25 protein-coding genes and 1 pseudogene are annotated in these 22,977 nt (G+C 43.7%); 18 read left to right on the top strand and 8 right to left on the bottom strand.

Translation table 11 applies throughout. The annotated features are described in order from the left end of the window. The first annotated feature begins 14 nt into the window (after positions 1 to 14). The 3 genes and pseudogenes from DSM107010_RS13175 (at position 15) to DSM107010_RS13165 (ending at position 3,214) form a co-directional block, all read left to right on the top strand. Positions 15 to 1,439: a hypothetical protein gene (locus DSM107010_RS13175; RefSeq protein WP_241994203.1), complete on the top strand. Its 1,425-nt coding sequence runs from the start codon at positions 15 to 17 to the stop codon at positions 1,437 to 1,439. 142 nt (positions 1,440 to 1,581) lie between these two features. Then, positions 1,582 to 2,239: pseudogene (locus DSM107010_RS13170) on the top strand (DUF1295 domain-containing protein). A 198-nt stretch (positions 2,240 to 2,437) separates the two neighbouring features. Continuing rightward, entirely contained in the window at positions 2,438 to 3,214 is a 777-nt protein-coding gene (locus tag DSM107010_RS13165; RefSeq protein WP_106169352.1) for a ZIP family metal transporter, read from the top strand. A gap of 101 nt (positions 3,215 to 3,315) precedes the next feature. On the opposite strand, the gene DSM107010_RS13160 is transcribed toward DSM107010_RS13165, so the two are convergent. Beyond that, the gene (locus DSM107010_RS13160) at positions 3,316 to 3,615 is read right to left on the bottom strand and encodes a hypothetical protein (RefSeq protein ID WP_015157444.1); all 300 of its coding nucleotides are present in this window, start codon (positions 3,613 to 3,615) and stop codon (positions 3,316 to 3,318) included. 374 nt (positions 3,616 to 3,989) lie between these two features. Here DSM107010_RS13160 and DSM107010_RS13155 point away from each other — a divergent pair, with 374 nt between their 5' ends. The 4 genes from DSM107010_RS13155 (at position 3,990) to DSM107010_RS13140 (ending at position 7,426) form a co-directional block, all read left to right on the top strand. Further along, positions 3,990 to 5,006: a CsgG/HfaB family protein gene (locus DSM107010_RS13155; RefSeq protein WP_127023120.1), complete on the top strand. Its 1,017-nt coding sequence runs from the start codon at positions 3,990 to 3,992 to the stop codon at positions 5,004 to 5,006. Between the two features lie 155 nt (positions 5,007 to 5,161). After that, on the top strand, positions 5,162 to 5,569 hold the full coding sequence (locus DSM107010_RS13150; protein WP_106171661.1) for an Npun_F0494 family protein: 408 nt from the start codon (positions 5,162 to 5,164) through the stop codon (positions 5,567 to 5,569). Positions 5,570 to 5,690: 121 nt separating this feature from the next. After that, entirely contained in the window at positions 5,691 to 7,175 is a 1,485-nt protein-coding gene (gene cobQ / locus DSM107010_RS13145) for a cobyric acid synthase CobQ (protein WP_127023117.1), read from the top strand. Positions 7,176 to 7,186: 11 nt separating this feature from the next. Next, entirely contained in the window at positions 7,187 to 7,426 is a 240-nt protein-coding gene (locus tag DSM107010_RS13140; RefSeq protein ID WP_015157448.1) for a 2Fe-2S iron-sulfur cluster-binding protein, read from the top strand. A 10-nt stretch (positions 7,427 to 7,436) separates the two neighbouring features. On the opposite strand, the gene DSM107010_RS13135 is transcribed toward DSM107010_RS13140, so the two are convergent. The 3 genes from DSM107010_RS13135 to DSM107010_RS13125 all read right to left on the bottom strand — a co-directional run bounded on the left by DSM107010_RS13135 (position 7,437) and on the right by DSM107010_RS13125 (position 9,826). Continuing rightward, complete coding sequence (locus DSM107010_RS13135; protein ID WP_106169795.1) at positions 7,437 to 8,621, bottom strand: MFS transporter; 1,185 nt, start codon at positions 8,619 to 8,621, stop codon at positions 7,437 to 7,439. Between the two features lie 25 nt (positions 8,622 to 8,646). Then, positions 8,647 to 9,144 (bottom strand): DUF192 domain-containing protein, encoded by a 498-nt coding sequence (locus tag DSM107010_RS13130; protein ID WP_106169792.1) that lies wholly within the window; start codon positions 9,142 to 9,144, stop codon positions 8,647 to 8,649. Positions 9,145 to 9,304: 160 nt separating this feature from the next. Further along, a complete protein-coding gene (locus DSM107010_RS13125) occupies positions 9,305 to 9,826 on the bottom strand; it encodes a DUF192 domain-containing protein (protein WP_015157451.1) in 522 nt (173 codons plus the stop codon). Positions 9,827 to 10,179: 353 nt separating this feature from the next. Between DSM107010_RS13125 and DSM107010_RS13120 the strand changes: the two genes are divergently transcribed. Next, entirely contained in the window at positions 10,180 to 10,692 is a 513-nt protein-coding gene (locus DSM107010_RS13120) for a hypothetical protein (protein WP_015157452.1), read from the top strand. Positions 10,693 to 10,731: 39 nt separating this feature from the next. Here the strand turns inward: DSM107010_RS13120 and DSM107010_RS13115 are convergent, their stop codons facing one another. The 3 genes from DSM107010_RS13115 to DSM107010_RS13105 form a co-directional block, all read right to left on the bottom strand. Beyond that, positions 10,732 to 11,811: a pentapeptide repeat-containing protein gene (locus DSM107010_RS13115; RefSeq protein ID WP_106169789.1), complete on the bottom strand. Its 1,080-nt coding sequence runs from the start codon at positions 11,809 to 11,811 to the stop codon at positions 10,732 to 10,734. Between the two features lie 122 nt (positions 11,812 to 11,933). Further along, positions 11,934 to 13,115: an NACHT domain-containing protein gene (locus DSM107010_RS13110; protein WP_127023114.1), complete on the bottom strand. Its 1,182-nt coding sequence runs from the start codon at positions 13,113 to 13,115 to the stop codon at positions 11,934 to 11,936. 89 nt (positions 13,116 to 13,204) lie between these two features. Beyond that, positions 13,205 to 13,990, bottom strand: coding sequence for an RNA polymerase sigma factor SigF (locus DSM107010_RS13105; RefSeq protein ID WP_015157455.1), 786 nt, complete (start codon positions 13,988 to 13,990; stop codon positions 13,205 to 13,207). Positions 13,991 to 14,321: 331 nt separating this feature from the next. Between DSM107010_RS13105 and DSM107010_RS13100 the strand changes: the two genes are divergently transcribed. The 10 genes from DSM107010_RS13100 (at position 14,322) to DSM107010_RS13060 (ending at position 21,555) form a co-directional block, all read left to right on the top strand. Next, positions 14,322 to 15,050 carry a Bax inhibitor-1/YccA family protein gene (locus DSM107010_RS13100; RefSeq protein ID WP_015157456.1) on the top strand — a complete coding sequence of 243 codons (729 nt, stop codon included), beginning with the start codon at positions 14,322 to 14,324 and terminating at the stop codon, positions 15,048 to 15,050. A gap of 287 nt (positions 15,051 to 15,337) precedes the next feature. Then, a protein-coding gene (prfB, locus tag DSM107010_RS13095; protein ID WP_127023111.1) for a peptide chain release factor 2 occupies positions 15,338 to 16,451 on the top strand; the annotation gives its coding sequence in 2 pieces (ribosomal slippage) (positions 15,338 to 15,409 and positions 15,411 to 16,451; 1,113 coding nt in all). A 347-nt stretch (positions 16,452 to 16,798) separates the two neighbouring features. Beyond that, positions 16,799 to 17,728, top strand: coding sequence for a hypothetical protein (locus DSM107010_RS13090; RefSeq protein ID WP_106168937.1), 930 nt, complete (start codon positions 16,799 to 16,801; stop codon positions 17,726 to 17,728). Positions 17,729 to 17,957: 229 nt separating this feature from the next. Beyond that, the gene (locus DSM107010_RS13085) at positions 17,958 to 18,185 is read left to right on the top strand and encodes a DUF3285 domain-containing protein (RefSeq protein ID WP_015157458.1); all 228 of its coding nucleotides are present in this window, start codon (positions 17,958 to 17,960) and stop codon (positions 18,183 to 18,185) included. Beyond that, entirely contained in the window at positions 18,185 to 18,718 is a 534-nt protein-coding gene (ybeY, locus tag DSM107010_RS13080; RefSeq protein WP_106168938.1) for an rRNA maturation RNase YbeY, read from the top strand. The genes DSM107010_RS13085 and ybeY overlap by 1 nt, the downstream gene beginning before the upstream one ends. Positions 18,719 to 18,900: 182 nt before the next feature. Beyond that, complete coding sequence (locus tag DSM107010_RS13075; protein WP_015157460.1) at positions 18,901 to 19,356, top strand: diacylglycerol kinase family protein; 456 nt, start codon at positions 18,901 to 18,903, stop codon at positions 19,354 to 19,356. Positions 19,357 to 19,409: 53 nt separating this feature from the next. Next, positions 19,410 to 19,532, top strand: coding sequence for a hypothetical protein (locus tag DSM107010_RS42210; protein ID WP_277871321.1), 123 nt, complete (start codon positions 19,410 to 19,412; stop codon positions 19,530 to 19,532). Then, entirely contained in the window at positions 19,529 to 20,125 is a 597-nt protein-coding gene (locus DSM107010_RS13070; RefSeq protein ID WP_015157461.1) for an anthranilate synthase component II, read from the top strand. Before DSM107010_RS42210 ends, DSM107010_RS13070 begins: the two co-directional genes overlap by 4 nt. A gap of 19 nt (positions 20,126 to 20,144) precedes the next feature. Next, positions 20,145 to 20,921, top strand: coding sequence for an MBL fold metallo-hydrolase (locus DSM107010_RS13065; protein ID WP_106168470.1), 777 nt, complete (start codon positions 20,145 to 20,147; stop codon positions 20,919 to 20,921). Positions 20,922 to 21,090: 169 nt separating this feature from the next. After that, positions 21,091 to 21,555 (top strand): hypothetical protein, encoded by a 465-nt coding sequence (locus tag DSM107010_RS13060; protein ID WP_015157463.1) that lies wholly within the window; start codon positions 21,091 to 21,093, stop codon positions 21,553 to 21,555. Here the strand turns inward: DSM107010_RS13060 and DSM107010_RS13055 are convergent. Then, a complete protein-coding gene (locus DSM107010_RS13055; protein ID WP_106168471.1) occupies positions 21,552 to 22,907 on the bottom strand; it encodes a URC4/urg3 family protein in 1,356 nt (451 codons plus the stop codon). The genes DSM107010_RS13060 and DSM107010_RS13055 overlap by 4 nt on opposite strands. Between the last annotated feature and the right edge of the window lie 70 nt (positions 22,908 to 22,977).

The following is a 22,977-nucleotide window of genomic DNA, read 5'->3' as shown; positions in this document are numbered from 1 at the left end:
AAAATTTGGTTGAAATGAATATGTCATCTGTGCAACAAACTCAAATAGCATTTCGTCCAGTACGGCGCTTTCTCTGGCTGGAAAGATTAGTTGCTCTTGTGGTTTTACTGAATTTCTTCCTTGTCTTGTTCGATTTATCATATATTCCTTGGCGCGACTTTTATTTTGAAAAACTTCCTCAAATTGTTCAGCAGTACGATCCGATTAAAGGTATCGAACCCCATCGAGAAACAACCCGATATCTGGCTCAATTTCAACAAATCAAACAAGAAATTGAGCAGACGGGTATTCAGTCACCAGAAGTCGAGAATCTATTAGCTCAAATGCGGCAACTTAGCAATGAGTTAATCGAAGATAATCCTTTTGCGATCGCCCAGAAAACCGGACATTTAGAAAATATCAAAAATCAAGTCCGCGATCGCGTTCATATTAACTCAGCTCATCAAGCCTTCGATACTTTTTGGAGTCAGGCTTATCTCAATCGCGCAGGCTGGGAGCGAGAATTAGATTTCTTTACAACAAATCTTCAGCCACTCATAGAAACTAACTACTATCGTGGAATTAATACTCAAGGTAAATTCATCGATCGCTTTTGGTTAATTGACTTACCTTTTATCGCTTTTTTTGGCTTAGAAATTCTCATCCGTACTTTCATTATCAGCCGTCAAAGACCAGATTTAAATTGGCTAGAGGCACTGCTAAGGCGTTGGTACGATTTATTTCTCCTCTTACCATTTTGGCGCTGGCTGAGGGTAATTCCAGTAACGATACAGCTTTATCAAGCACAATTATTAAATCTCGAACCTGTTCGCAAGCAAATTAAATATGATTTCGTCACTAATTTCGCTGAAGAAGTGACAGAAATTGTTGGCGTGCGGTTAATCGATCAAATGCAAGACTCTATCGAACGAGGTGATGCAGCTGAGTGGTTATTAAGAACGGGACGTTATCAACCCTATATCAATATTAATAATACTAATGAAGTGCAAGAAATTGCTAATCGCTTACTGCGAATGACAATTTATCAAGTTATTCCCAAAGTCCAAACTGAGATTGAATCATTACTCCACTACAGTATCGAAAATGCCATTAAGAAAACTCAAATGTACCAGCAAATACAGCATTTACCAGGTATGGACACTCTACCTCGTCAAGTTTCATCCAAATTAGCTAACGATATTTCCCAATCTACTTACACAACTTTGACCAATTTATTAGAAGATCCTATAGTTATAGAAAAATCGAGTCACTTAATTCAAAACTTTAGCATTGCCCTAGAAACAGAAGTCAAAAAACAACACAACTTGCAAGCCCTCAAGTCATTATTTGTAGACTTACTCGAAGAAGTCAAAATTAATTACGTCAAAGATATTGCCCAAGGTGGAGTTGAAAGAAGTTGGGAAGAAGCAAATCAATTGCGCCGCATCATTCGCCAGTAGCAGTAAATCTTGAGAAAAATGTCACGCAAAGACGCAGAGACGCTAAGCACCCTTTGCGCCTTTGCGTCTTTGCGCGAGACAAATTTTAGAATAGAATTCCCAGCTACAATTAAGAAATGTTAAGAGAAGTTTGTCAGTTATGATGCAGAATACATCTGATGCGGGAGCGAGTGCCATAACTCAACTAACAGCATATTAATGCAGCTAAGGTGCTGACAGTTTTTTGCTTGGCAATTTGTGCAATCGTTTTTGGGATATCCGACTTACGCCAAGTTATTTATCTTTGTTTGCACGTTAGCTATTGTCTGTGGTGGTTGCTAGAACAGTGGTTCTTTCCTAACCGACGACAGATATTTAACGAACCCATAGGAGTAGGAGGTTTTAGCTTCACTTTGATATTTGTCGGAGTATTCTATACCTTACCTGGATATTTGGCATTTACCAACCCCGCACCTATTTCTGCACTCGCGATCGCGATCGCCATACCACTATACATCTTCGGAACTTTGATTAATACTACTGCTGACGTACAAAAACTAACTGCTAAGCAATACGGGGCGGGTTTAGTGCAGGATGGAGTTTGGAGATTCTCTCGCAATATTAACTACTTCGGTGACTTGCTACGCTATCTCAGTTTCAGCGTTGTCGCAGGTTCTTTATGGGCTTATCTCGTACCAGGAACTATTACCCTCCTCTATCTCCAGCGCATCTCTCAAAGAGAACAAACCATGTCTGGCAAGTATAGCGAGTATGCAGCGTATCAAGAGTCTAGTAGCCGCTTGATTCCTTTTCTTTGGTGATTCAGGGCAGCATACCATATCCATTCTGAGAAGGCGTACAATCGTGCGCCCTCAAAGTGTACGCACATTAATAATGCGTACTCATAACGAGTATGATATACTTGATTTTCAGGAAATATCTTTTTACAGATGTAAACCCAAGCAGCATCTATTTAAGTTGCTATTTCACTATTACTATCACTACCGCGATCGCAATTTATGAACGTTGTTCTTGTCGGATTTCTTGCTAGCCTACTCGCTGGACTAGCAACTTTTGTTGGAGCTTTACCAATCTTACTACCAATCAATTTGACCCAGAGAATCCAGGGAATCATGTTGGGGTTTAGTGGTGGAGTTATGTTAGCAGCTACAGCTTTTTCTCTGATCGTTCCAGGTACAGAAGCAGCAGAAAAAATTGGTTATTCCAGAGCGATCGCTGCTCTAATTATGGTTGTAGGAATTTTGTTGGGTGGATTGTTCTTACAAGTTGCCCACCATGCTTTACCGCACGAACATTTTTTTAAAGGACGAGAAAATTGTCGAGGTAAAAGTCTTAAACAAATTTGGTTATTTATTACCGCGATTACAATTCATAACTTTCCTGAAGGATTGGCTGTAGGAGTCAATTTTGGGAGTGGAAATATCGAACAAGGGCTACCCGTTGCTTTAGGGATTGGCTTACAAAATATGCCCGAAGGTTTAGTAGTAGCTCTATCATTAATCTCAGAAAGATATTCTACTAGCTATGCTTTAGGAATTTCTCTGCTTACGGGTTTAGTAGAGCCTTTGGGCGGGTTAGTTGGTGCTGGCGTAGCAAGTATAGCTCAGTTTATTTTACCTTGGGCAATGGCGTTTGCAGCAGGAGCAATGCTATTCGTAATCAGCGACGATATTATCCCCGAATCGCACCGTAAAGGATTAGAAACCGAAGGAACTATCGGTGTCATGTTAGGTTTTGTGGTAATGATGTTTTTAGATATTGCTCTAGGGGGATAGTCAGTTGTGTGTGTAGAGACGTTACATGTAACATCTGTACAAAGTTATCAGTTGTCAAAGAATAGGATTTGACTTTTGACTTTTGACTTTTGACTTTTGACTTAATCCTTTGATTCTAATTGTTTTATTTTCCGCTCTAATTCAAACTCGCGATCGCTGACAATTGTTTCTAAATTTGCAATGCGTTGCTCAAGTTGTTTTGGATCGCTATTTGCTAGCGATTGAGACTGCTTATCATCGCGCCAGACAAAGTACGTACCTGTGGCAGCTCCGGCGATCGCGGCTAGCGGTAAAATAGGACCACTCCTAGTTACGCTAGAAAGTGGAATGCAAATTGCTAGCATTCCCGTAGCGAAAGCCCAAATTTTTGAAGTTGCAGCAACGCGGATATCTTTACTCATTGCCTGCTTCCTGGACGGAGATTACTGACAAACTATTTAATTTTACTGTAGCAACAAACTTCAGTATCTTTGCTATAGCTTTGCAAAAATTTGACTGAGTTAGCCCGAACCACATGGCACTCGTCTGCGTTTATCTGCTGACACATGGCTGTATCTGAAATACAAATTTATACAGTAGAGATTCAATACTAATTGCTCTTAATACATTATTCATAGATTTGAATACTTAAACTTTAAGTAGATATACTACGGGAAAAACAGCGATCGCCTGGATATAATCGCGATTATCCATCTGTAAGATATCTGCAAAATAGTAGGTTCTACAGTTAACTAGGATATTTTTTTGCCACAGTTTTATTGCTAATCGAAAAAATATGCAAACTCATGTAAAATTAGCGACTCGTTCGCTGAATTTGTTATGTCTTTTTAGTTTATTGAGTACGGCTAATTTATCTCTGCTGATACCTATAGTTAATGCTCAAACTCCTATTCTGACTGAAAATAGCCAAACCCAAGCACCTCAACGCCAGCGAGTTGCTGTCCTAGATTTTGATTTTGCCGATACTGGCAGTGTTAATTTTGCAAATATCTTTGGTGGTGCTAGCCCAGCCCAAGGAGTGAGTAATTTGATCGCAAATGCATTAGTTAAAGATGGTTCTTATAGTGTTATCGAGCGTAGTAAAATTGACGCTATTTTACAAGAACAAGACTTAGGTGCTTCGGGACGGATAAATCCAGAAACCGCTGCTCAAATTGGTAGGGTTTTGGGAGTTGATGCTGTCGTAATTGGTGCGGTAACTCAATTTAATATTGAAGAAAATAATTCTGGTAACGGCTTTTGCGTTTTTGGAGTTTGTTCGGCGAAACAAAAAAGTCGGGCGATCGTGCAAATTGATGCTAGGCTCGTCAGCACGACGACCGCAGAAATTCTCGCTGCAACTCAAGGTAAAGGAGAAGTTGATAAAAAAAGCAAAGCTTTAAATGTGGGTGGTATTTATCACGAGTCGAAAAATGCCGATCCTGAAACTTTATTGAGTGCAGCCGCAGAACTTGCTGTGAGTGAAATTACGCGAGAAATTGTTGCCTCTGCTGCCAAAGTTACGACAGCAGCTTCGTTTACACCAAATGTTAATGCTGTAGTAGCTGATGTCACTAATAATTTAGTCACGATTAACAAAGGACAGGAAGCAGGTTTAAAAACCGGGATGAAAATCTCAATCGAGCGAGTAGCCAAAGAAATTAAAGATCCTGAAACTGGTAAGACTCTGCGCGCCTTAACTTCGCCAATTGGCACGATTGAATTAACAGAAGTCGGTCAGGGATTTGCCACTGGTAAAGTTACAAACGGTGTGGGCTTTAAACGAGGAGATATGGCAAAAGCCGGACAATAGAGAGGAATTAAGAATTCGATGTAGGGTGGGCATTGCCCACCTTATTTTATGGGTCATTATCAATGACAAATGACCAATACCTGTAATAATTAAGATATTTAGAAGTTTCAAAAATCGTTTTTCAGGCAGAGTGACTGTAAGGTACAAATACCAAAATGACTCATGCGAATACTAGCAACACTAAACCATTTTTCTATCCCAACCGTACCTTAGAGCGGGCGCGTCGGGCGCTGATTTGTTCTAGCTTTAACTTACACTTATTTCAGGCAATGATAGCTCAAAGCGTACCAGTTATGGCGATCGCAGGCAGTTCTGGCATGGAAAAAGGCTATACTCAGCGTCCTTTAACAGAACTTGCAGTAGACAACGAACTCTTTTGGCTGATTCAAGTCGGTGTATTGCGGCGCGAGGTAGACGGACAGGGAATCACAGATAGTTTTCGGCTCACGCCTCTGGGCAGACAGCTAGTAGAGCGATACGCTCAGCATGGTAAGTGGGATACTCCAACGTGGCGCGATCGCCTTTACAATACCCTGAGTCGCTGGCTGCGGCTACCTTTTTAGGTGAATGTCTTAAATTTGTCAGCGCAAAAGTTAAGAATCAGCAAAAAAGGGGAAAAATAAACACAGAAACCCATCTCGGTCTGAAATTTCTGCCTTTACCTGCTCAAGCCGATAGCCGCATATGAAATCAATCATGATCGTGGGAACGACATCCCATGCTGGAAAATCAACAATCGCAGCTGCAATTTGTCGCATTTTAGCCAAACGTGGCTGGCGCGTAGCCCCCTTTAAAGGACAAAATATGGCGCTGAATGCTTACGTTACCGTTAATGGTGGCGAAATTGGCTATGCCCAAGCGGTGCAAGCGTGGGCGGCTGGCGTTGCTCCAATGGTAGAGATGAACCCAATCTTGCTCAAACCCCAAGGAGATATGTCTTCTCAGGTGATCCTCAAAGGCAAGGCTGTGGGCAGAGTCAACGCAGCAGACTACTACGAGCAATTTTTTCAACTAGGATGGCAGGCAATTGAAGAATCTCTGCGCCATCTGTCAGCAGAATTTGACATGATCGTGTGCGAGGGGGCAGGCAGTCCGGCAGAAATTAATCTCAAGCATCGCGATTTAGCAAATATGCGGATCGCCAAGTATTTGAACGCGCCAACGTTACTAGTCGTAGATATCGATCGCGGTGGTGCTTTTGCCCATGTCGTAGGCACGCTAGAATTACTCGAACCAGAGGAACGCAGTTTAGTGCGCGGGATTATCATCAATAAATTTCGCGGACAGCGATCGATCTTAGAACCGGGCATTAAGTGGCTGGAAGAACGGACGGGAATCCCCGTCATTGGTGTCATTCCCTGGCTGGATCATTCATTCCCCGCCGAAGATTCCCTCGATTTGTTTGAACGCAAGCCCTCTCGGGCTAAAGGCGAACTCAACATTGTCGTAATTCGCCTGCCGCGAATTTCTAACTTTACCGACTTCGATCCGTTAGAATCGGAACCCTGTATTGGTTTGAGATATCTCAGCCCCAAACACGAACTAGGACATCCAGATGCAGTGATTCTCCCAGGAACGAAAACCACAATCGCCGATTTACTCGTCCTGCATAAAACCGGGATGGCAAAGTCAATTCAAAACTATGCGGCGGCTGGGGGAACGGTTTTAGGTATCTGCGGTGGCTTCCAAATTCTGGGGCAACAGCTAGCCGATCCAGAAGGGCTAGAGGGCGAAGCTGGTAGGTATCCAGGTTTAGGATTGCTGCCAATCAGAACGGCAATCACAATGCATAAAGTTGCTCGCCAGCGTCAAGTCATATCGAATTTTCCGCAGTCAGGATTGCCCGTATCGGGGTATGAAATTCACCAAGGGCGATCGCGTTTAGTGGAATTACCCCCCGCCCAAGCCAACGACTATCAACCCCTGTTTGACGATACCGGTCTTGGCATGGTAGATAGTAGTCAATCAATCTGGGGAACATATCTGCACGGAATTTTCGATAATGGACCTTGGCGGAGGGCTTGGTTAAATCGCCTGCGGCAACAAAGGGGACTCAAATCTCTGCCTACAGGTATCTCTAATTATCGCGAGCAGCGAGAAGCAATGCTCGACTCCCTAGCAGGTATGGTCGAAACCCATCTAGACTTATCTTCTGTTCTGTCGCCTTAAAGTTAGGAATTATGACTGTGCGAGTCAATTTTTTACCCGATGATGTCACTGTAGAAGCCACAGTCGGAGAACCATTGTTAGATGTAGCAGACCGAGCGGGGGTTATCATCCCCACGGGCTGTATGATGGGTTCCTGTCACGCTTGCGAAGTCGAGATTGATGGGGACAATACAGTGTGCGCTTGTATTACTGCCGTTCCTCCGGGACAAGAACAGTTAACGATCGATCTTTATTTCGATCCGGCGTGGTGAGAATCAATTCCTAGCTAGCATTTCCCGCTGTTTTAGCCCGCATCAAAAATACTAAGGCAGCTATAGCCATTATCCCCATCACGATTCCAGCAGTTCTGTAAGTTACAGCTATTCCTACGAAATTAGTCAAAGGCTGACTGACGAGGGGTGAGAGAAATTGTCCCAAAAAAAAGCTAGTTGTTAACCCACCTAAAACTCTCCCACGGGCTACACCAGGAGCGATTGAAGTCAGGCAAAAGTTCATATTTGGCATGAGTAAACCCAAACCCAGACCCGCGATCGCTAATCCTAGTAGAATCACCGCATAACCTGCGCCAAAACTGATCAATTCATATCCTAGTGCCATGTTTAAAAAAGCAATGCCATAAATGCTAATAAAGCTGAGGCGGGCTTTGACGCGCTGGTACAATAACGAGCTAACCGCAGAACACCCAGTGGCAAGGGCGATCGCTAACCCGCTTTGAGAACTGCTTGCTTGGAGTAATTGCTGTAAGTAAAAGGGGAGTTGGACGGGAATTAGATAAAATACAATTTGCGAGATTAGGGCGATCGCATAAGTCAATACCACTAAACCAGTCGCCAAGCTGGTTGGTTCGTCTGCAACATTAGCCCCAGCACCCTTAGCTGTACGATTCGGTTCCGGTAGCAATAACACGACGCACGGGACTAAAACTAGAGCAATTAAGTAGATAAAAAAGGGCATCCGCCAATTGATATCGGCAAGAAAGCCCCCTAAAGTCAGGAAAATAACTCCTCCTAATGCCATAAAAGCAGCTTGGATACCCAAAAACTGCCCTCTCTCTTTCCCCGTGTAGTAATCTGCAATCAACGCCGTCGCCGTTACCATCACCCCAGCCACGCTCAAACCTAATAGCGCTCGTCCGAACAGAATAAAGCCGATCGCATTCAACCACAGCCCCGAACTACCTGCTAGCCCGTATACGAGTAAGGCAACGATCAACACGGGTTTGCGTCCCAATCGATCGATCGTCGCACCAATAAAGGGCGCAGCCAAGGCAATAAATAGGGCTGGAGCTGTCAAAATCAACCTTACCCAGTAATCTGCATTCGGTATGGTGCTAAAGTGCTGTTTCATTGCTGGTAGCGAAGGTGCAATTGTTGCACCCGCCATCACAGTCAGCGTACTGACAACTAGCAAAGTGATTTTGACAGGTAACGAGTTAGTTGGCTGCATCAGCTAAGCTCTAGGGGGTTCATCGTTAGAGAAACTGAATTGGGACGCGATCGCCTACCTCTAGCCCTAATGTTGCTGTCGTGCCACCTCGTAGCTGAATCATTTGATCTACCGTTGACTTGGAGCTATATGTAGGGCAAGCAATTGCATCGCAAGGCTTTGCCTCCACTTGAATGGCTGCGATCTGTCCGTTTTGCAAATAGACAACATCCACAGGGAAGTGCATATTTTGCATTGAGACTTTAACTGGGCGAGGCGGATCGATAGTATACAGCATTCCTCTTGTCTGGGACAGTTCGCCACGATACATCAGTCCCAGAGATTGTTGCTGCGCTGTTTGGGCAACCTCCAACTCAATTTCTTGTCCAGAAATTTGCGCTTTCGCACTTACAGGTAGAGATTGTGGTTGTTTTTCAATTTGAGCTTGAATTATTAGTAAAAGCAGACCGCTCACCAATGTAACTATGCAAAAAGCATTATTAGCTGAAATCTTCCAGTACTTCTTCTGGGTCGCAGTTAACATAAAGCCCTCGCTTTAACGATTTCTTAACCGAATCTATTCGACTTTTTAACCGGAAATCGACTAATTTCTTAACCAAAAATCGTTCTTGTAAATAGTTTAAATTAACTCTTACTTAAATCTTTTATCTAAAACAAAAGAACGGGCGTTAAGTTTTATTAAGCTAAGATCGGCGAAAAGTTTTAGTATCTAAGTCGAGAAACTCGATTGGTAGGCGATCGCCTATTTTTAAACCTAGCTCTAAAGTTCTTCGAGCCTGCAACTGAATCATTTGGTCTACTTTTACCTTTGAGCTATATATAGGGCAATTGACTTCGTTACAGATAGGAACAGCTATTTGAATTTGCTGAATTTCCGTATTTCTCAGAAAAATTGTATCGACTGGTACAAAAATGTTTTGCATGGAAAATTCGATCGTTTGAGGCGGATCGAATTCAAATAAAATTCCCCTACTCCTGGGAATTATAGTACGATACATTAAGCCTTGTGCTTCTTGTTCTGGGGTTTGAGGAACTTCTAAGTAAATTCTTTGCTTGGCAACTTCAATTCTGGCTAAAACTTGGATAACTTGTGGTTTTTGCGGCGAACTAATTTGTAAAGACAACCAGGAAAAGCCTAAATACAGAGCAGTAAAAATAATAAATATTGAGATTCCAACTAGCCAAAGAGAGATTTTAGGAAACATAATTTTATGAATTTAAACATATCAATTGATTCACAGTTAAATAATAAGTAATCGGCAATGCAGGTCGCGCGCAATGAAAAAACTGCACCATTAACACATTATTAATCAGCAATTCACAATTTTAGGAACGATCGCTGTAGATAGTTTTAGCTCTATAAAGTTAAGAGCAAAGGCGATAATTTATTAAGAATCAATGAAAAGAGATAGAAAATATGGATAATGCAGAAGCGTGTTTTGACTTGTAGTTTCTAACTTCTTTCTCGATCGCTCAAATATTGCCAGTCCCAGAGAGCAAATTCGCTGTACTATATAACAAATCAGTTGCGTCTGAGTGCTTTGAGGGATGAGGAGTTATGAAAGCAGCTATCTTACCAATCTTAGCGATCGCCTTAGTCGTCTTTTCCGATCGAGAAACGCCAGCCCAACAAGTAGAAACTAGCTCTGACCGTTCTTTCTTAGCGCTGGTGGAGGGAGACGAAGGCGATCGATGTAGCTTTATCTCTGCTGATGTCTTGGAACGATCGGCAGACATCGCTCAGGGATTGCTATTCGTGCGATCGGGAGACTCTCCAGACCAAGTAAAATACAAAATGCGCTTCGTTCCCGATGGAGCGTATGCCAACGAGATATTACAGTGGACGGCGATCGCTGGAAAAAACTACACGCGGGCTGATGTAAATTTCGACAAGAACCGCGCCGCTACACGCTCGTTTACAATGGCGGTTAACTATCAGCAGCCAGAACAAAAACAATGCCGTTGGGAAGTACGCGAACCGCAACCAGCAGCAGCACAGACAACGGAACAAGATTTAGCCCCTACACCTGGTAGTAATTCAACGGAGCAAGATTTAGCCCCTACACCTTAAATCTAAGATTAAATATGATGGTGCGATCGCTGTTTAAATCTAAGTTGAGATTGGCTGGTGATCGCCCGTAGAGTCCTCAAAAATTGCGCCTTGTTGCTGAAACTCAAGTTTCATCTGCGCTGAAATTCCAACAACATTGACAAAGCGTGTTGTTTCTACTTTTACCTGATTCAATTCTGCACGGGTGAGATTAGCTGCATTCAAATTTGCATGGCTGAAATTCACGCCATTTAAATCTGCTTGTTGCAATAACGTATCGTTTAAATTTGCCCCCTGTAAGTTAGCATTCTGAAGATAGGCACTCGATAAATTTGTCCGGCTGAGATTCGCACTGCTTAAATTCACGCGGGGTAGAATTGCGCGTAAGTCTGCATCGCTCAGATCGGCATGACTGAGATTCGCATCGCGAAGATTGGCATTACTGAGTTTGGCACGCACAAGACAAGCACCACTCAAATTAGCGCGACTCAGATCGGCTAATGTCAAGTCAGCACCACTCAAATTTGCCCCTTCTAAATTAGCGCGACTCAAGCTAGCATTACGAAGATCGAATTGACTGAGATCGGCTCCGACTAAATCTTGTGTAGGATCTAAACCGATCGCTTCTAGACTAGAAACAAAGTCTGTCGCGATTGCCGAGTTGAGTAATTCCCGCGCGATCGCCAACTGTTGCTGTTGATATTTGCTCGCCTGGGTCAATTCTCCTAAACTAGTGTATGCTTGTCGCAGGCTATTTAAGATCTGTCCTTCCTGTAGGCGATCGCCTTGTGCTGGTACAATCGCCAATAGTTTTTGCCAGTACTCGATTGCACGCACATATTCTGCTGATGCCAAATAAGCATTACCAATATTGGCAAGAGCATTCATTTCGCCAGTTGCATCTTGAGTTTTCTGGGCGATCTCCAAATGTTGTTGAAAGCAGACGATCGCCTGGGGTATGTTTCCTAAAGCTTGATAAGCTGCGCCCAAATTCCCTAAAGCCGCACCTTCGCGCTTGAAATTTTGGCTGCTGCGATAAAGATTTAATGCTTGTTGCCAAGACTGCAATGCCAGCTCAAATTCACCTGTTTGGTATTGAGAAATACCTTGTCTTAGCAATAAATCTGCTTCACTAGTCATCTAGCGATTTTTGCCGTGCGATCTTCAGCTCTAACATTACCATAAACCTGCTAGATCGTGACAACATTGTAGGGGCGCTTTCTCTGTGCGCCCCTACAAGAAATTTATGTTAGGTATTTATATTAAGCGATCGCAGTTTCGATCGGACAGCTTAAATATGAAGGAACTAAAAGTGTCTCTTCAATTTCTGTACGTAAGCTCCGCGTCATGTATTGTGCTTGGCGCAAGCAATCAAGTATGAGTTGATTGACATCGTAATATTGTTTGAGAATAGCTTTTTGCTGGCAAGTAAAAGGAAAATTTATCAGCTCGTAACTCGAAGCATCGATATCAGATAGATGAAGATGGCGATCGGTGCGATCGTCTTGGAGAGAATCTGATTTAAGATCGAGGATAAATTCTAAATAAAAGGCACGGAAAGCAGCTGGTTTAAACTGAGGTTTGCTCAGATGATGTGACTTGCGCTCCAGCCAGAAAAGAAAGCGCGATAATTCTGGATCGACTCCGGCGATCGCGTCAGCTTGTTGCTTCATCAAGCTGAGAAAATAGTCAGCATTTCGCAACATGCCAACAACGAAGACAAAAACTTCGTGCCAGCGTGGTTCTGAAATCCGAGCAGCTAAATTTCTTAAAGCTTGTTCTGCTCTTTGAGGATGAGAAGGATCGGCTATTTCTCGCGCTATAAAATACTCGTGAAATCTGCTATCGGAGAAAGAATAAACCTCTGGAGCGGACTCAACAAATAACTGGTGTTGATATTGAATAGACTTTAGTAGCGCCTCAGTCGTAAGTTGCAAGAGTTCCGGACTAGTAGGTGCTTTTGGCAGGTTACATATATATTCGGTAATAGATTTTTCAATATCCTGTTTGCTAAACTTACCTCCAGTTTCAAATGTAGCCAAAGCAATTTTACTTAACAAGTCTTGTTTGTGCTGTACGGACAAATTTTTGTAGAAGCGATCGCCTGGAATGTGATAAGCTTCATCCCATTGATTCAATAAAATTTCTAGTCCTTCGCGGTAGAGCTGACAGCGATCGTCAGGAATTTCTCGACCGGCTTCAACTAATAGACAAAGCAAATTTAATAATGGATCGTTAGACAATTCATTAACAATTTCTTTTTCCTCGTGTTTTAAAGAGAAATTTACAACGCGATCGAGTTGCTTTGAGTCATTTTTCTGTAAGTTCTCAACTTGTACCCATTTACCACTAAACTTGACACCTTTTCGGTTATCCAACTTAATACCTTCAGTTTCCATCGGCTGAGGAAAACGATCTACCAACGCTGAATCGATGGAGTTCATAAGCTTTATGGTTTTGGTGTTACAGTTTGAATTTATCGGACGTTTATTCAATTCATAATTACGAATTGCGAATTACGAATTATAAATTATCATGCTCTAGTTTGAGCAATTTGAGGTTGAAGCAAAGAAAATAACTGTTCTTTGCCCTTTTGAAGATATCGAGTTACAGTCATTGGACTAATACCAATTCGTTTAGCAGCCTCTTTACGAGAAAACTCTTTTAAGAAAACAAATTCTACAGCTTTACGAGTTTTTTCTTCCAGCTGATTCATTGCTCCTTGCAATTGTTGGCGATCTTCTTCCTGTTGTTGCAAGCTAGTAGAGCGCTGGTCAGGTAAAGCATCAGCTAATTTAATTTGGCAATCGAGATGTTGAATAACTGTACTATCCAAACTTAAGACAATTCGATTTTGGAAAGCGAGCTTACTCTCTAACCATTCTTGAATTGCAACATTCAATTCTTCAGCAATTTCTATATCTGTAGGAGTGCGACCGAGAGTTAATGTTAGATCTTTACGAGCCTTTTGTCCTTGATTGTGAAGTTCTTGCCAACGACGGGGAATTTTGACAACTCCCGTGCGATCGCGTAAGAAATGTAAAATTTCACCTCGAATATAAGGAATGGCAAAAGAACTAAAAGCATAACCTTGATAAGGGTTGAAGCGCTCGATAGCACGAATCAAACCAAAGTAACCGATTTGTTCTAAATCTTCATATGGTTCGGTACATTGGCGGCTAAATTGATGCGCCATCTTTCGCACCAAACCAGTGTGCATACTTACAAGTTTATTGCGTAAGGCAATCGAAGGATGTTGATAATAAGCAATTAATAGCTCTATCCCATTAGAGCAGCCTCTAGTATGAGTTATCGACATAAAAATCCTCAACAGCGATCTAAGCTTCCCTAATGGGAATTAACAGGTGGTGGAAAATCTTTAATCAAAGCTGAAAATTATTGTCGGTGGAGAAGGCTTCTCAAACCATGTCGTTCTTACTGAATTTATGAGGAGATTAGCAGATTGCGGTGAATTTTCTCCGTAGATCTGCTGAGTTGACTGGCTGAGAATGCTAAATATTTTAAGATTAGATTTAGATTTCTGCTGCTAGTCTCACCCTGGTTAACTGTTAGAGGTTTAAGCCAAAATAGGCATATGTCACCATATCGTTGCTCTCACACAACCCGTTAAAAAATTAAGAAAAAATTCCATGAGTAGCACTAGCAATTTTCGCGAAGCAATTCGTCAAGCTAAAACTAGCGCCATAGTAGGTCCAAACGTTATTGCTAACGCCCTGCCTTATCTAGGTGGCGGGCTGGTACTAACAGCACTGGGAACCTACGGTGGTCTAAGTGTCATCCGTGCCAATCCAGGGTTATTCTTCCCTACGTTTATTGGTGCGGTCATTTTGGAACTGATTTTGTTCTTCGTGGCGATGAACGTTGCCGAGAAAGGTAATAATCGCGTTGCCCTGCCTCTACTAGCAACATATAGCTTGCTAACTGGCTATACTCTTAGCGGCATCGTCTTTATGGCACTAAGAACCCAAGGCGTAGGTATTGCAGGTGTGGGGTTTGCTGCCCTCGGCTGCGGTGTCACCTTTATTGCGGCACGTCAAATTGGTTCTAACTTGTCAGAACAGGACGGCATGGCATTGACGAAAACAGTCAGCCTGGGAGTCATTGCCCTAGTGGTCGTCTGTTTGGCACAATTTCTGTTTGCTCTGTTTGGCATCTATACGCCGACTTGGTTAGAAATTGCAATTTCAGGCATTGGCGTGTGTCTATTCGTTGGTGCAGCAGTCGTAGATTTCTACGTTCTGCCTCGTACCTACCGCAACGACCAATATCTCCCTGCGGCGCTGTCGATGTATCTGACTTACATCAACCTGTTTATTTTCATCTTGCGGTTGTTGATTGCCTTGAATAGCCGCGACTAGTAGAGACATTAAATGAACTGTAGAGACGTTACATGTAACGTCTCTACAGCAAGACCGTGGTTTAACCTCAAGCCACGGTTTTTTTGGTTGTTGCCCCAAAGGTTTTCATAGCAATTCTCGATTGCGTGCATGACATTTGTAGGGGCGCACAGAGAAAGCGCCCCTACAGATCGTGTGTTTTACTCAATTGAAAACCGCTATCAACTCTAGTTAAAATCATCAATACAAGTAGGGTGCGTTGTTAATGTACCCTATCACTCAGTGAGCGATCGCTACTCGAAACCTATATGGAAGCACTAGAAATCAAGCGCGAAGTTGAAAAGTTGTCTGATCGCCTGGGTAAAACCCAGGACTATCTTTGACATCCCCGCACTGACGGCAAAAATTCAAGATTTAGAACAAATTGCTGCCCAACCGGAGTTTTGGAACGACCAAACCAAAGCACAGCAAACACTTCAGGAACTCAACGACCTGAAAACTCATATCCAGCAATACGATCGCTGGCAAGGTAGCCTAGAAGATACCAAAGCCGTGCTAGAGCTACTGGAACTCGAAACGGACGAATCTCTGCTGCAAGAGGCTGAGACAAACGTTACCAGCCTCAACCGCGAACTCGACCAATGGGAGTTGCAACAGTTGTTATCTGGTCCCTACGATGACAAAGGCGCAATTTTGACAATTAACGCTGGGGCGGGTGGAACTGATGCTCAAGACTGGGCGGAAATGCTACTGCGGATGTATACTCGTTGGGCGGAAGATCGCGGCTATAAAGTCCAACTCGATGAGATTTCGGAAGGAGATGAAGCGGGAATTAAATCCGCTACCTTAGAAATTTCCGGTCGCTATGCCTACGGCTATTTACAAGGCGAAAAAGGAACTCACCGTTTGGTGCGGATTTCTCCGTTTAACGCTAACGGTAAACGACAGACTAGCTTTGCTGGTGTGGAAGTGATGCCCCAAATCGATACTTCCGTACAGTTGGAAATTCCAGATAAAGATTTAGAAATTACTACCACTCGCTCTGGTGGTAAGGGAGGACAAAACGTCAACAAAGTAGAAACAGCCGTGCGCATTCTCCACATTCCTACGGGAATTGCCGTCCGCTGTACCCAAGAGCGATCGCAGTTACAAAATAAAGAGAAAGCCCTGGCGATCCTCAAAGCCAAGCTGTTAATTATTGCCCAAGAACAACGCGCTCAAGAAATCGCTGAAATTCGCGGCGATATGGTAGAAGCAGCCTGGGGAACTCAGATTCGCAACTACGTTTTCCATCCATATCAGATGGTGAAGGATTTGCGGACAAACCTAGAAACAACAGCAATTACCGACGTAATGAATGGCGAACTCGATACCTTTATTGAGTCTTATCTACGCCAGGAGAAACAACTAGTGGCTAGTTAAGGAACAAGCAAGACCCAAAGCAGAAACAAGAAAGCTGAGGAAACTGGAGGAGAAAAACCAAAATGGTTTTGCTGTTTACAGTCCTTAGCTTTTTCTTTTAATTTTACCAACTATAGCAGTTCTAAATGATTTGTGAAGCAAGCTTCTAGCCTGCTCCATATTCATGAATCAAATAGGATTGCTGTATTTACCCTGAACTTTTTTGCTGAATTTTTCCATATTGCTCTGCTGAATTTTAAGCTTCATAATTATTGCAATAAATAGCTACAAAAATCCATTTTCTCACGTGCTGTTGATGCTATTGGCTCCACGCTAAGACACAAAAAAATTATTTTAGGACAATCATCGTGCTAATTCAAAGTTTATCCGAGCTACCTGCTGTAACAGAAAGAGCAGTTATTATTAATTTCAATACAAAACTAGTTACAACCTTAGCTTTACTTTCTGTTATTCGTCATGCAAAAATGCCCGTACTGTTGATCGACTGCGAGTCAACTGATGGTAGCTTAAAACATTTTCTAGCTTTGATGAAGCGGTATGATTTTGATATTTTAACCGCTCCCTTACGCCCTCACGGTCAAACTTTAGACTGGCTTTTTAATCATATTGCCGCAGAAAAAGTTTTATTAGTTGATTCGGATCTGGAAATTCAGGATTCCGCTATAGTTAGCTTTTTCAAAGATTATATTGACGAACCGCAGGTTTTTGGTTGTGGCTTTACCAATGGACCAAGTTGGCTGGAAGAACCAGCTTTTCAGGGAACCGCTTTAGAAAATGCTCTCTATCACGAACGTCCTTGGATACCGCTAACTCTCCTTAAGGTAGCCCCTATTCGAGAAGCACTTAGGCATGGAAAGTCATTTGTAGATTTTTACCTAGACAATGAATACTCATTGCTGTCACCTTTTAATAAACTGCGATCGCGCTTCAAGCTACTCCACAGAATATTCAAGAAAGGACCAATTGAGTTGCGACGCTCTTGCCATGCTTTGAAACCCGCTGCGATATTTTACGATACCGGAGCCAAAATATTTGAATACCTTCGGTACGAAAGGCTGATGTTTTTTGTAGGACTACCAGAACCAGTGCATCACCGTTTTGTGACTCACTTTTTCGGGATTACCCGAAATACGCTGAAACCATCAGATACTCACGGAGGCGGTGGGCTAGCTAAAATTTCCGATCGGGTTCGCTATCGTTTATTAGAAGTTTATGGTGAGGAGGTTCACACTGAGGAAGTAACCGAGCGCCAGCAGGTACTTGTCGGACGCAAGTAACAACATTAGTAATAACATTAGTAATAACATTGCTTGTCTAATGGCGAATGGGAGCGATCGCTGTAGTTAGTATAAACGGCAATCTTTAGAAACTTAGACAAAGATTGGGAACGAGCGCAAAGCGATTTGCGCTTGTTTCTCAGCTATTAACCCTGGTACGGACTACATTATTGGTGCAACAAACTGTTACATTTGAGAAAGAACCTAGCAAAACTTTAGGGTCAATCTCATGGAGAATTCACCTGACACGACGAAAACTGCCGAGGCACAATCCACGGAAGCGACAACCATGCCCCCTCATGTAGCGAATGAAGTTGCCAATGAGCCTCGACCGAGTTATGTAAAACTCGCTATGCGCAACATGGTGAAAAAGCGGGGGACTTCTCTGAAACATTTTGCCCTCACAACTATAGGATTATTGTCTTTACTGGTGGGTTTAGCTTACATAACTAGATAATGACAACCAGGAATACAGAAAATTCCGGCGTACAAGTCGAAGTCTGCGTGCAAGACTGTTTTACTGAAGCTTCTGGAATGAAGCCAGCAGTTGATGCTCAAACTTGGCAAAAATGGTTTGAGTGCTGGCTAGAGAGTTTATCTTCTCAGCTTCCTTCTGCTGACAGTTACGAACTGAGTTTACGTCTAACGGATGATGCAGAAATTCAAGTACTTAACTCGCAGTATCGGCAGCAAAATAAGCCCACGGACGTTTTAGCCTTTGCTGCACTGGAAACGGACGTACCGCAGTTAGAGGAGTTGCGATCGCTTTTACCTCTGTACTTAGGCGATATTGCGATCTCAATTGATACCGCTAGCAAGCAGGCACAACAACAAGCACATTCGCTATCGACAGAGCTGGCTTGGTTAGCCGCTCACGGTCTTTTACACCTTTTAGGTTGGGATCACCCAGATGAGGAAAGCTTATCAGAGATGTTGGAACAGCAAACTTTGCTACTAAGGATAGTTGGTCTTGATGTCAATCTTGATTAAACTGGGCAAGATTGTAATTGTAAATATTGGCACAGCGCGATCGCGACAATTTGTTACTAATATGGTCTCGCTAGATGAGATATGTCTAAATTAAACTGTCTGTGGAAATTGACAAATTAAGCAAGTAGTAGGCTGTAACTCGGCTAGATATAAAAACCAAAAATTATTGATGTTTGCCATCTATGACCCAAAAAGTTTCGACCTCAACGCCTAGTAGAACAGAAAAAGTGGTTCCAATTCAGCGAAATTTCTCTTGGCAAGTCGCCTCCAACTTATTAGTGAGCTTCAAATATGCTTGGAGTGGCATTGCTTATGCGTTTAAAACTCAACGCAACTTCCGCATCCATATCTGTATAGGAACTCTTGCTGTCTTTCTGGGCTTATTATTACGTTTGCCTTTGGTCGAAATAGCTGTGATTACGCTGACTAGCGGCTTAGTGCTAGTGATGGAATTACTAAACACCGCGATCGAGTCTGTTGTAGACTTGACGGTAAAGCAGACATATCACGAACTCGCTAAAATTGCTAAAGACTGCGCCGCCGGAGCAGTGTTAATCTCGGCTATCGCTGCCCTTTTAGTCGCCGCCGCTCTTTTGTTACCTCCCCTTGTGAGACTAATTGTTTCATATTTAAATTGACAATAGGAATAAGGACAAGGGAGACAAGGGGGACAAGGGGGAGAAGAGAGCTTATGATGCTCTCGGGAGTTGAGGGAGCAAAAATCCCACACCCTACACCCCACGCCCCACACCCCACACCCTACACCCCACACCCTACACCCTACACCCCTTCTTCACGCACTACTCAAAAATGATTATAGTTATTGATAACTACGACAGTTTTACTTATAACCTAGTGCAGTACTTAGGTGAGTTAGGGGCAGAGTTCCCAGTTGCAGCAGAGATTCGAGTTTATCGTAACGACCAAATTACAATCGAGCAGATCCGCGAGTTGCAGCCAGATGGGGTTGTGATTTCTCCAGGTCCAGGTCGCCCAGAAGATGCAGGAATTTCTCTAGAGGCGATCGCGCAGTTAGGCGAGAATACACCGATATTGGGCGTATGTTTGGGGCATCAAAGCATCGGACAAGTCTTTGGTGGTAAAGTTGTCTCTGCACCTGAATTGATGCATGGTAAAACTTCATCAGTTTCCCATACGGGAGTAGGCGTATTTAAAGATTTAGAAAATCCGTTGACCGCAACCCGCTATCATAGTTTAGCGATCGAACGGCAGACCTGCCCAGACGTGTTAGAAATTACCGCCTGGGTTGAGGACGGGACAATTATGGGAGTGCGACATCGGCAATATCCTCACATTGAAGGAGTCCAGTTTCACCCAGAAAGCGTCCTCACAACTTCAGGAAAGCAATTGCTGCGCAACTTCCTGAAACAACTGCCGTCTCACTAGTGGAGTGAACGGAGAAGCAATGAAACGACGACAGTTGATTGGCTATGCTGGAGCGGGGCTACTTTCTACCTTAGCAGTGACGCTTGCAGCAAAATCTCAGCCTGCTGTAGCCCAAACTGGTAGCGGGTTAACGGTACGATGGTTGGGTCATACTTGTTTTCTATTTACTGGTGGTGGGGCGCGAATTCTGGTCAATCCTTTTCGGCAGCTAGGCTGTGCGGCGGGATACAGACCACCGAAAGTAGAAACAGATTTGGTTTTAATTAGCAGTCAATTATTGGATGAAGGGGCAGTAGAAGAAGTTCCTGGCAATCCCCAGCTGATCTTTGAACCTGGAGTATACCAATTTAAAGGAACGCAGATCCAAGGAATTGCGATCGACCACGATCGCGAAAAGGGGAGAAGATTTGGTACTAACGTAGCATGGCTGTGGACGCAAGGCGGGATTAGGATTTTGCACTTAGGGGGAGCTGCTGCACCAATTACAATCGAACAAAAAATCCTCATAGGTCGTCCCGACGTGTTACTAGTGCCAGTGGGGGGTGGTGCTAAAGCTTATAACCCTCAAGAAGCTCAAGCAGCCGTCAAAACTATCAATCCCAGGTTAGTCATTCCGACGCACTATCGTACCCAAGCCGCCGATCCTGCTGCCTGCGACATCGTGCCGTTAGATGAATTTTTGTCATTGATGGAAGGAACTCCCATCCGTCGCAGTCAAAGCGATAGCTTAACGATTAAACCTGCCGACTTACCCAAGGACGGAACTGCTATTCATGTATTGAGTTATAAGTTTTAACTGGTAGTTGGTCATTTGTCATTTGTCATCGATCGGTGGTAGTTGGTAGTTGCTCGTTGGTTGTTGGTTGTTAGTCATTGATAACTGGTTACTGGTCACTGGTCACTGCTCGTGCGCTCCCTGCTCCCTAATAACTGCTAACTTGGAAAGATGTAGTTTCCTGACAGCGATGATGCAGTTGAACTCTAACAGCATTTATCCCTGCCCAGCCTGTCGCCTGGGCAAGGTTCAAGCTATGCCTTTAATGGAAGCGATGGCTTGCGACTGCTGCCAGCAGATTTTTGAAACTGATGTAGAAAGACAGCAGTTGAAAATGCTCTCCTGTCAACCACCGCTAGTCTGGCGTTGGAATGGCAGAAGGTGGATAGAAGCTTATTATGACGGCGTAGAATTTGGCTGGGGTTATACTCTAGCCGCGATCGCTCTCGTAGCAGTACCAACAGCTATAGTTGGGCTGACCGTCTATATCTTTCCGCCACTCCCAGATACTCCTTTATATTGGCTACCGTATGCTTGGATTTGGCTCACCTTTTTGTCACACTTATTAACAATTTGTTGGTTAGCGATCGAATTTTATCAATTTCAGCTCGGCATATTTTTGAAAACTTTGTTGCAGCGCTTAGTATTTCGCTAAAACACCGTACCGTCACTCTGTAACTGAATGGGGGAAACTCCATTCGGTCTGAGTTCGGCAGCAATCCGCCGTCCGGCGCTCCAAGTTCCGCCTTGCAAAATTTTGACTAAAGGCAGCTGCTTAGCATCCATTTCCAACTGCTGGCGGATCGTTGCAGCAATTTGGTCTAATAGAATCACAGTTAATGCTCGCCACTCGACAACGACTTCCGAGTCCACTGAGTGGGCGTAGTGGAAAATATCTGAGTGTTTGGCTTGTAGCAGTTCGAGATCCAGGCACAAACCACCATTTCGATATTCTGGTAATCCGGTCAGGTCGTCAAGTCCTGTAATTTCTAAACCGAGTTCTTGTAGTGGCTCCAAAAGAGAATAAGTCAACCATTGCGAGAGTTTGTGAAATGGTACGAGGGAATTGGGAATTGGGAATTGGGAATTGGGAATTGGGAATTGGTAGTTGCTCCCTCTGCCCCTCTGCTCTCTTGTCCCCCAGCTCGTCCCAGCTCGTCCCTGCTCGTCCCTGCTCCCTGCTAAAGCAGGATGATGCCAGACATCGCCGAGGTTAACTCCGGCTATTTCAATTCTGCCAGACCAAATACTGCCGAGTCCTTCTAAAACAGCACGCAAAACTGTTGCAGCTGGTAGTTGTTTGTGGTGCGATCGCTCTAATAAATAATGCACCAGATGACCCGGACGGGGATTGTCGTCACCGAACATTTGCGGGAAATCGAGGAGCGATCGCCCTAATTTTTGTAATAGTTCTACTCGTCCTGCCAACCCTACCAATGGATTATCCTCACTTACCTGAAATCCTTGAGCTAGGGTTGCTTCACTCAGAGATTGCAATCCTTGGGCATCGACTTGTAAAAGCTGATGAGGATGGCTGGAGAAAGCACCTTGACAGAACATCCGAAAACTAGCTACTGCTAGCCCCTCCGATCGCTGAAAGATCGAATCGGTTTCCCGTTCGCAATACAACCAACGATCGCCCGCACCCGCATCTAACAGCACGCTGACGATCGCCAGATCGAACCGAGTCACAGCTCGCTCGACTGGCGATCGCCCTGCCAACAGCCGCTCTAACTGTGCTAAACGCGGTACTCCACCAACTTCAAAATGCTGCCAGCGGCTATGGAAGGGAATTTGCCCATCGGGATATTGCTCTTGCATGACGGCAATAACATAGTCTGCCACCCGTCCCAACTGCGACAAATCGCAGCGGAAGTGACTCAACTTATCTTGCCGTGCCAACTCAAACAACTGCCCGCAGCGATCGCGAATCGCCCTGGGAGAACGCAAATAGGCGATCGCCTCTTCTGGAGACTGAAGGTTGGATGGCGAAGTTTGAAGATTCATCGTCAAGGAACAGGGAACAGAGTATGGGATATGGGGTGTAGAGGCGGGTTTAGCAAAAGATTTACGGGCT

Origin of the sequence: Chroococcidiopsis cubana SAG 39.79 (assembly GCF_003991895.1) — a bacterium.
Taxonomy (GTDB): domain Bacteria; phylum Cyanobacteriota; class Cyanobacteriia; order Cyanobacteriales; family Chroococcidiopsidaceae; genus Chroococcidiopsis; species Chroococcidiopsis thermalis.
The sequence above is the reverse complement of the archived record's forward strand: the minus strand, read 5'-3'. Positions and strand labels throughout refer to the sequence as shown.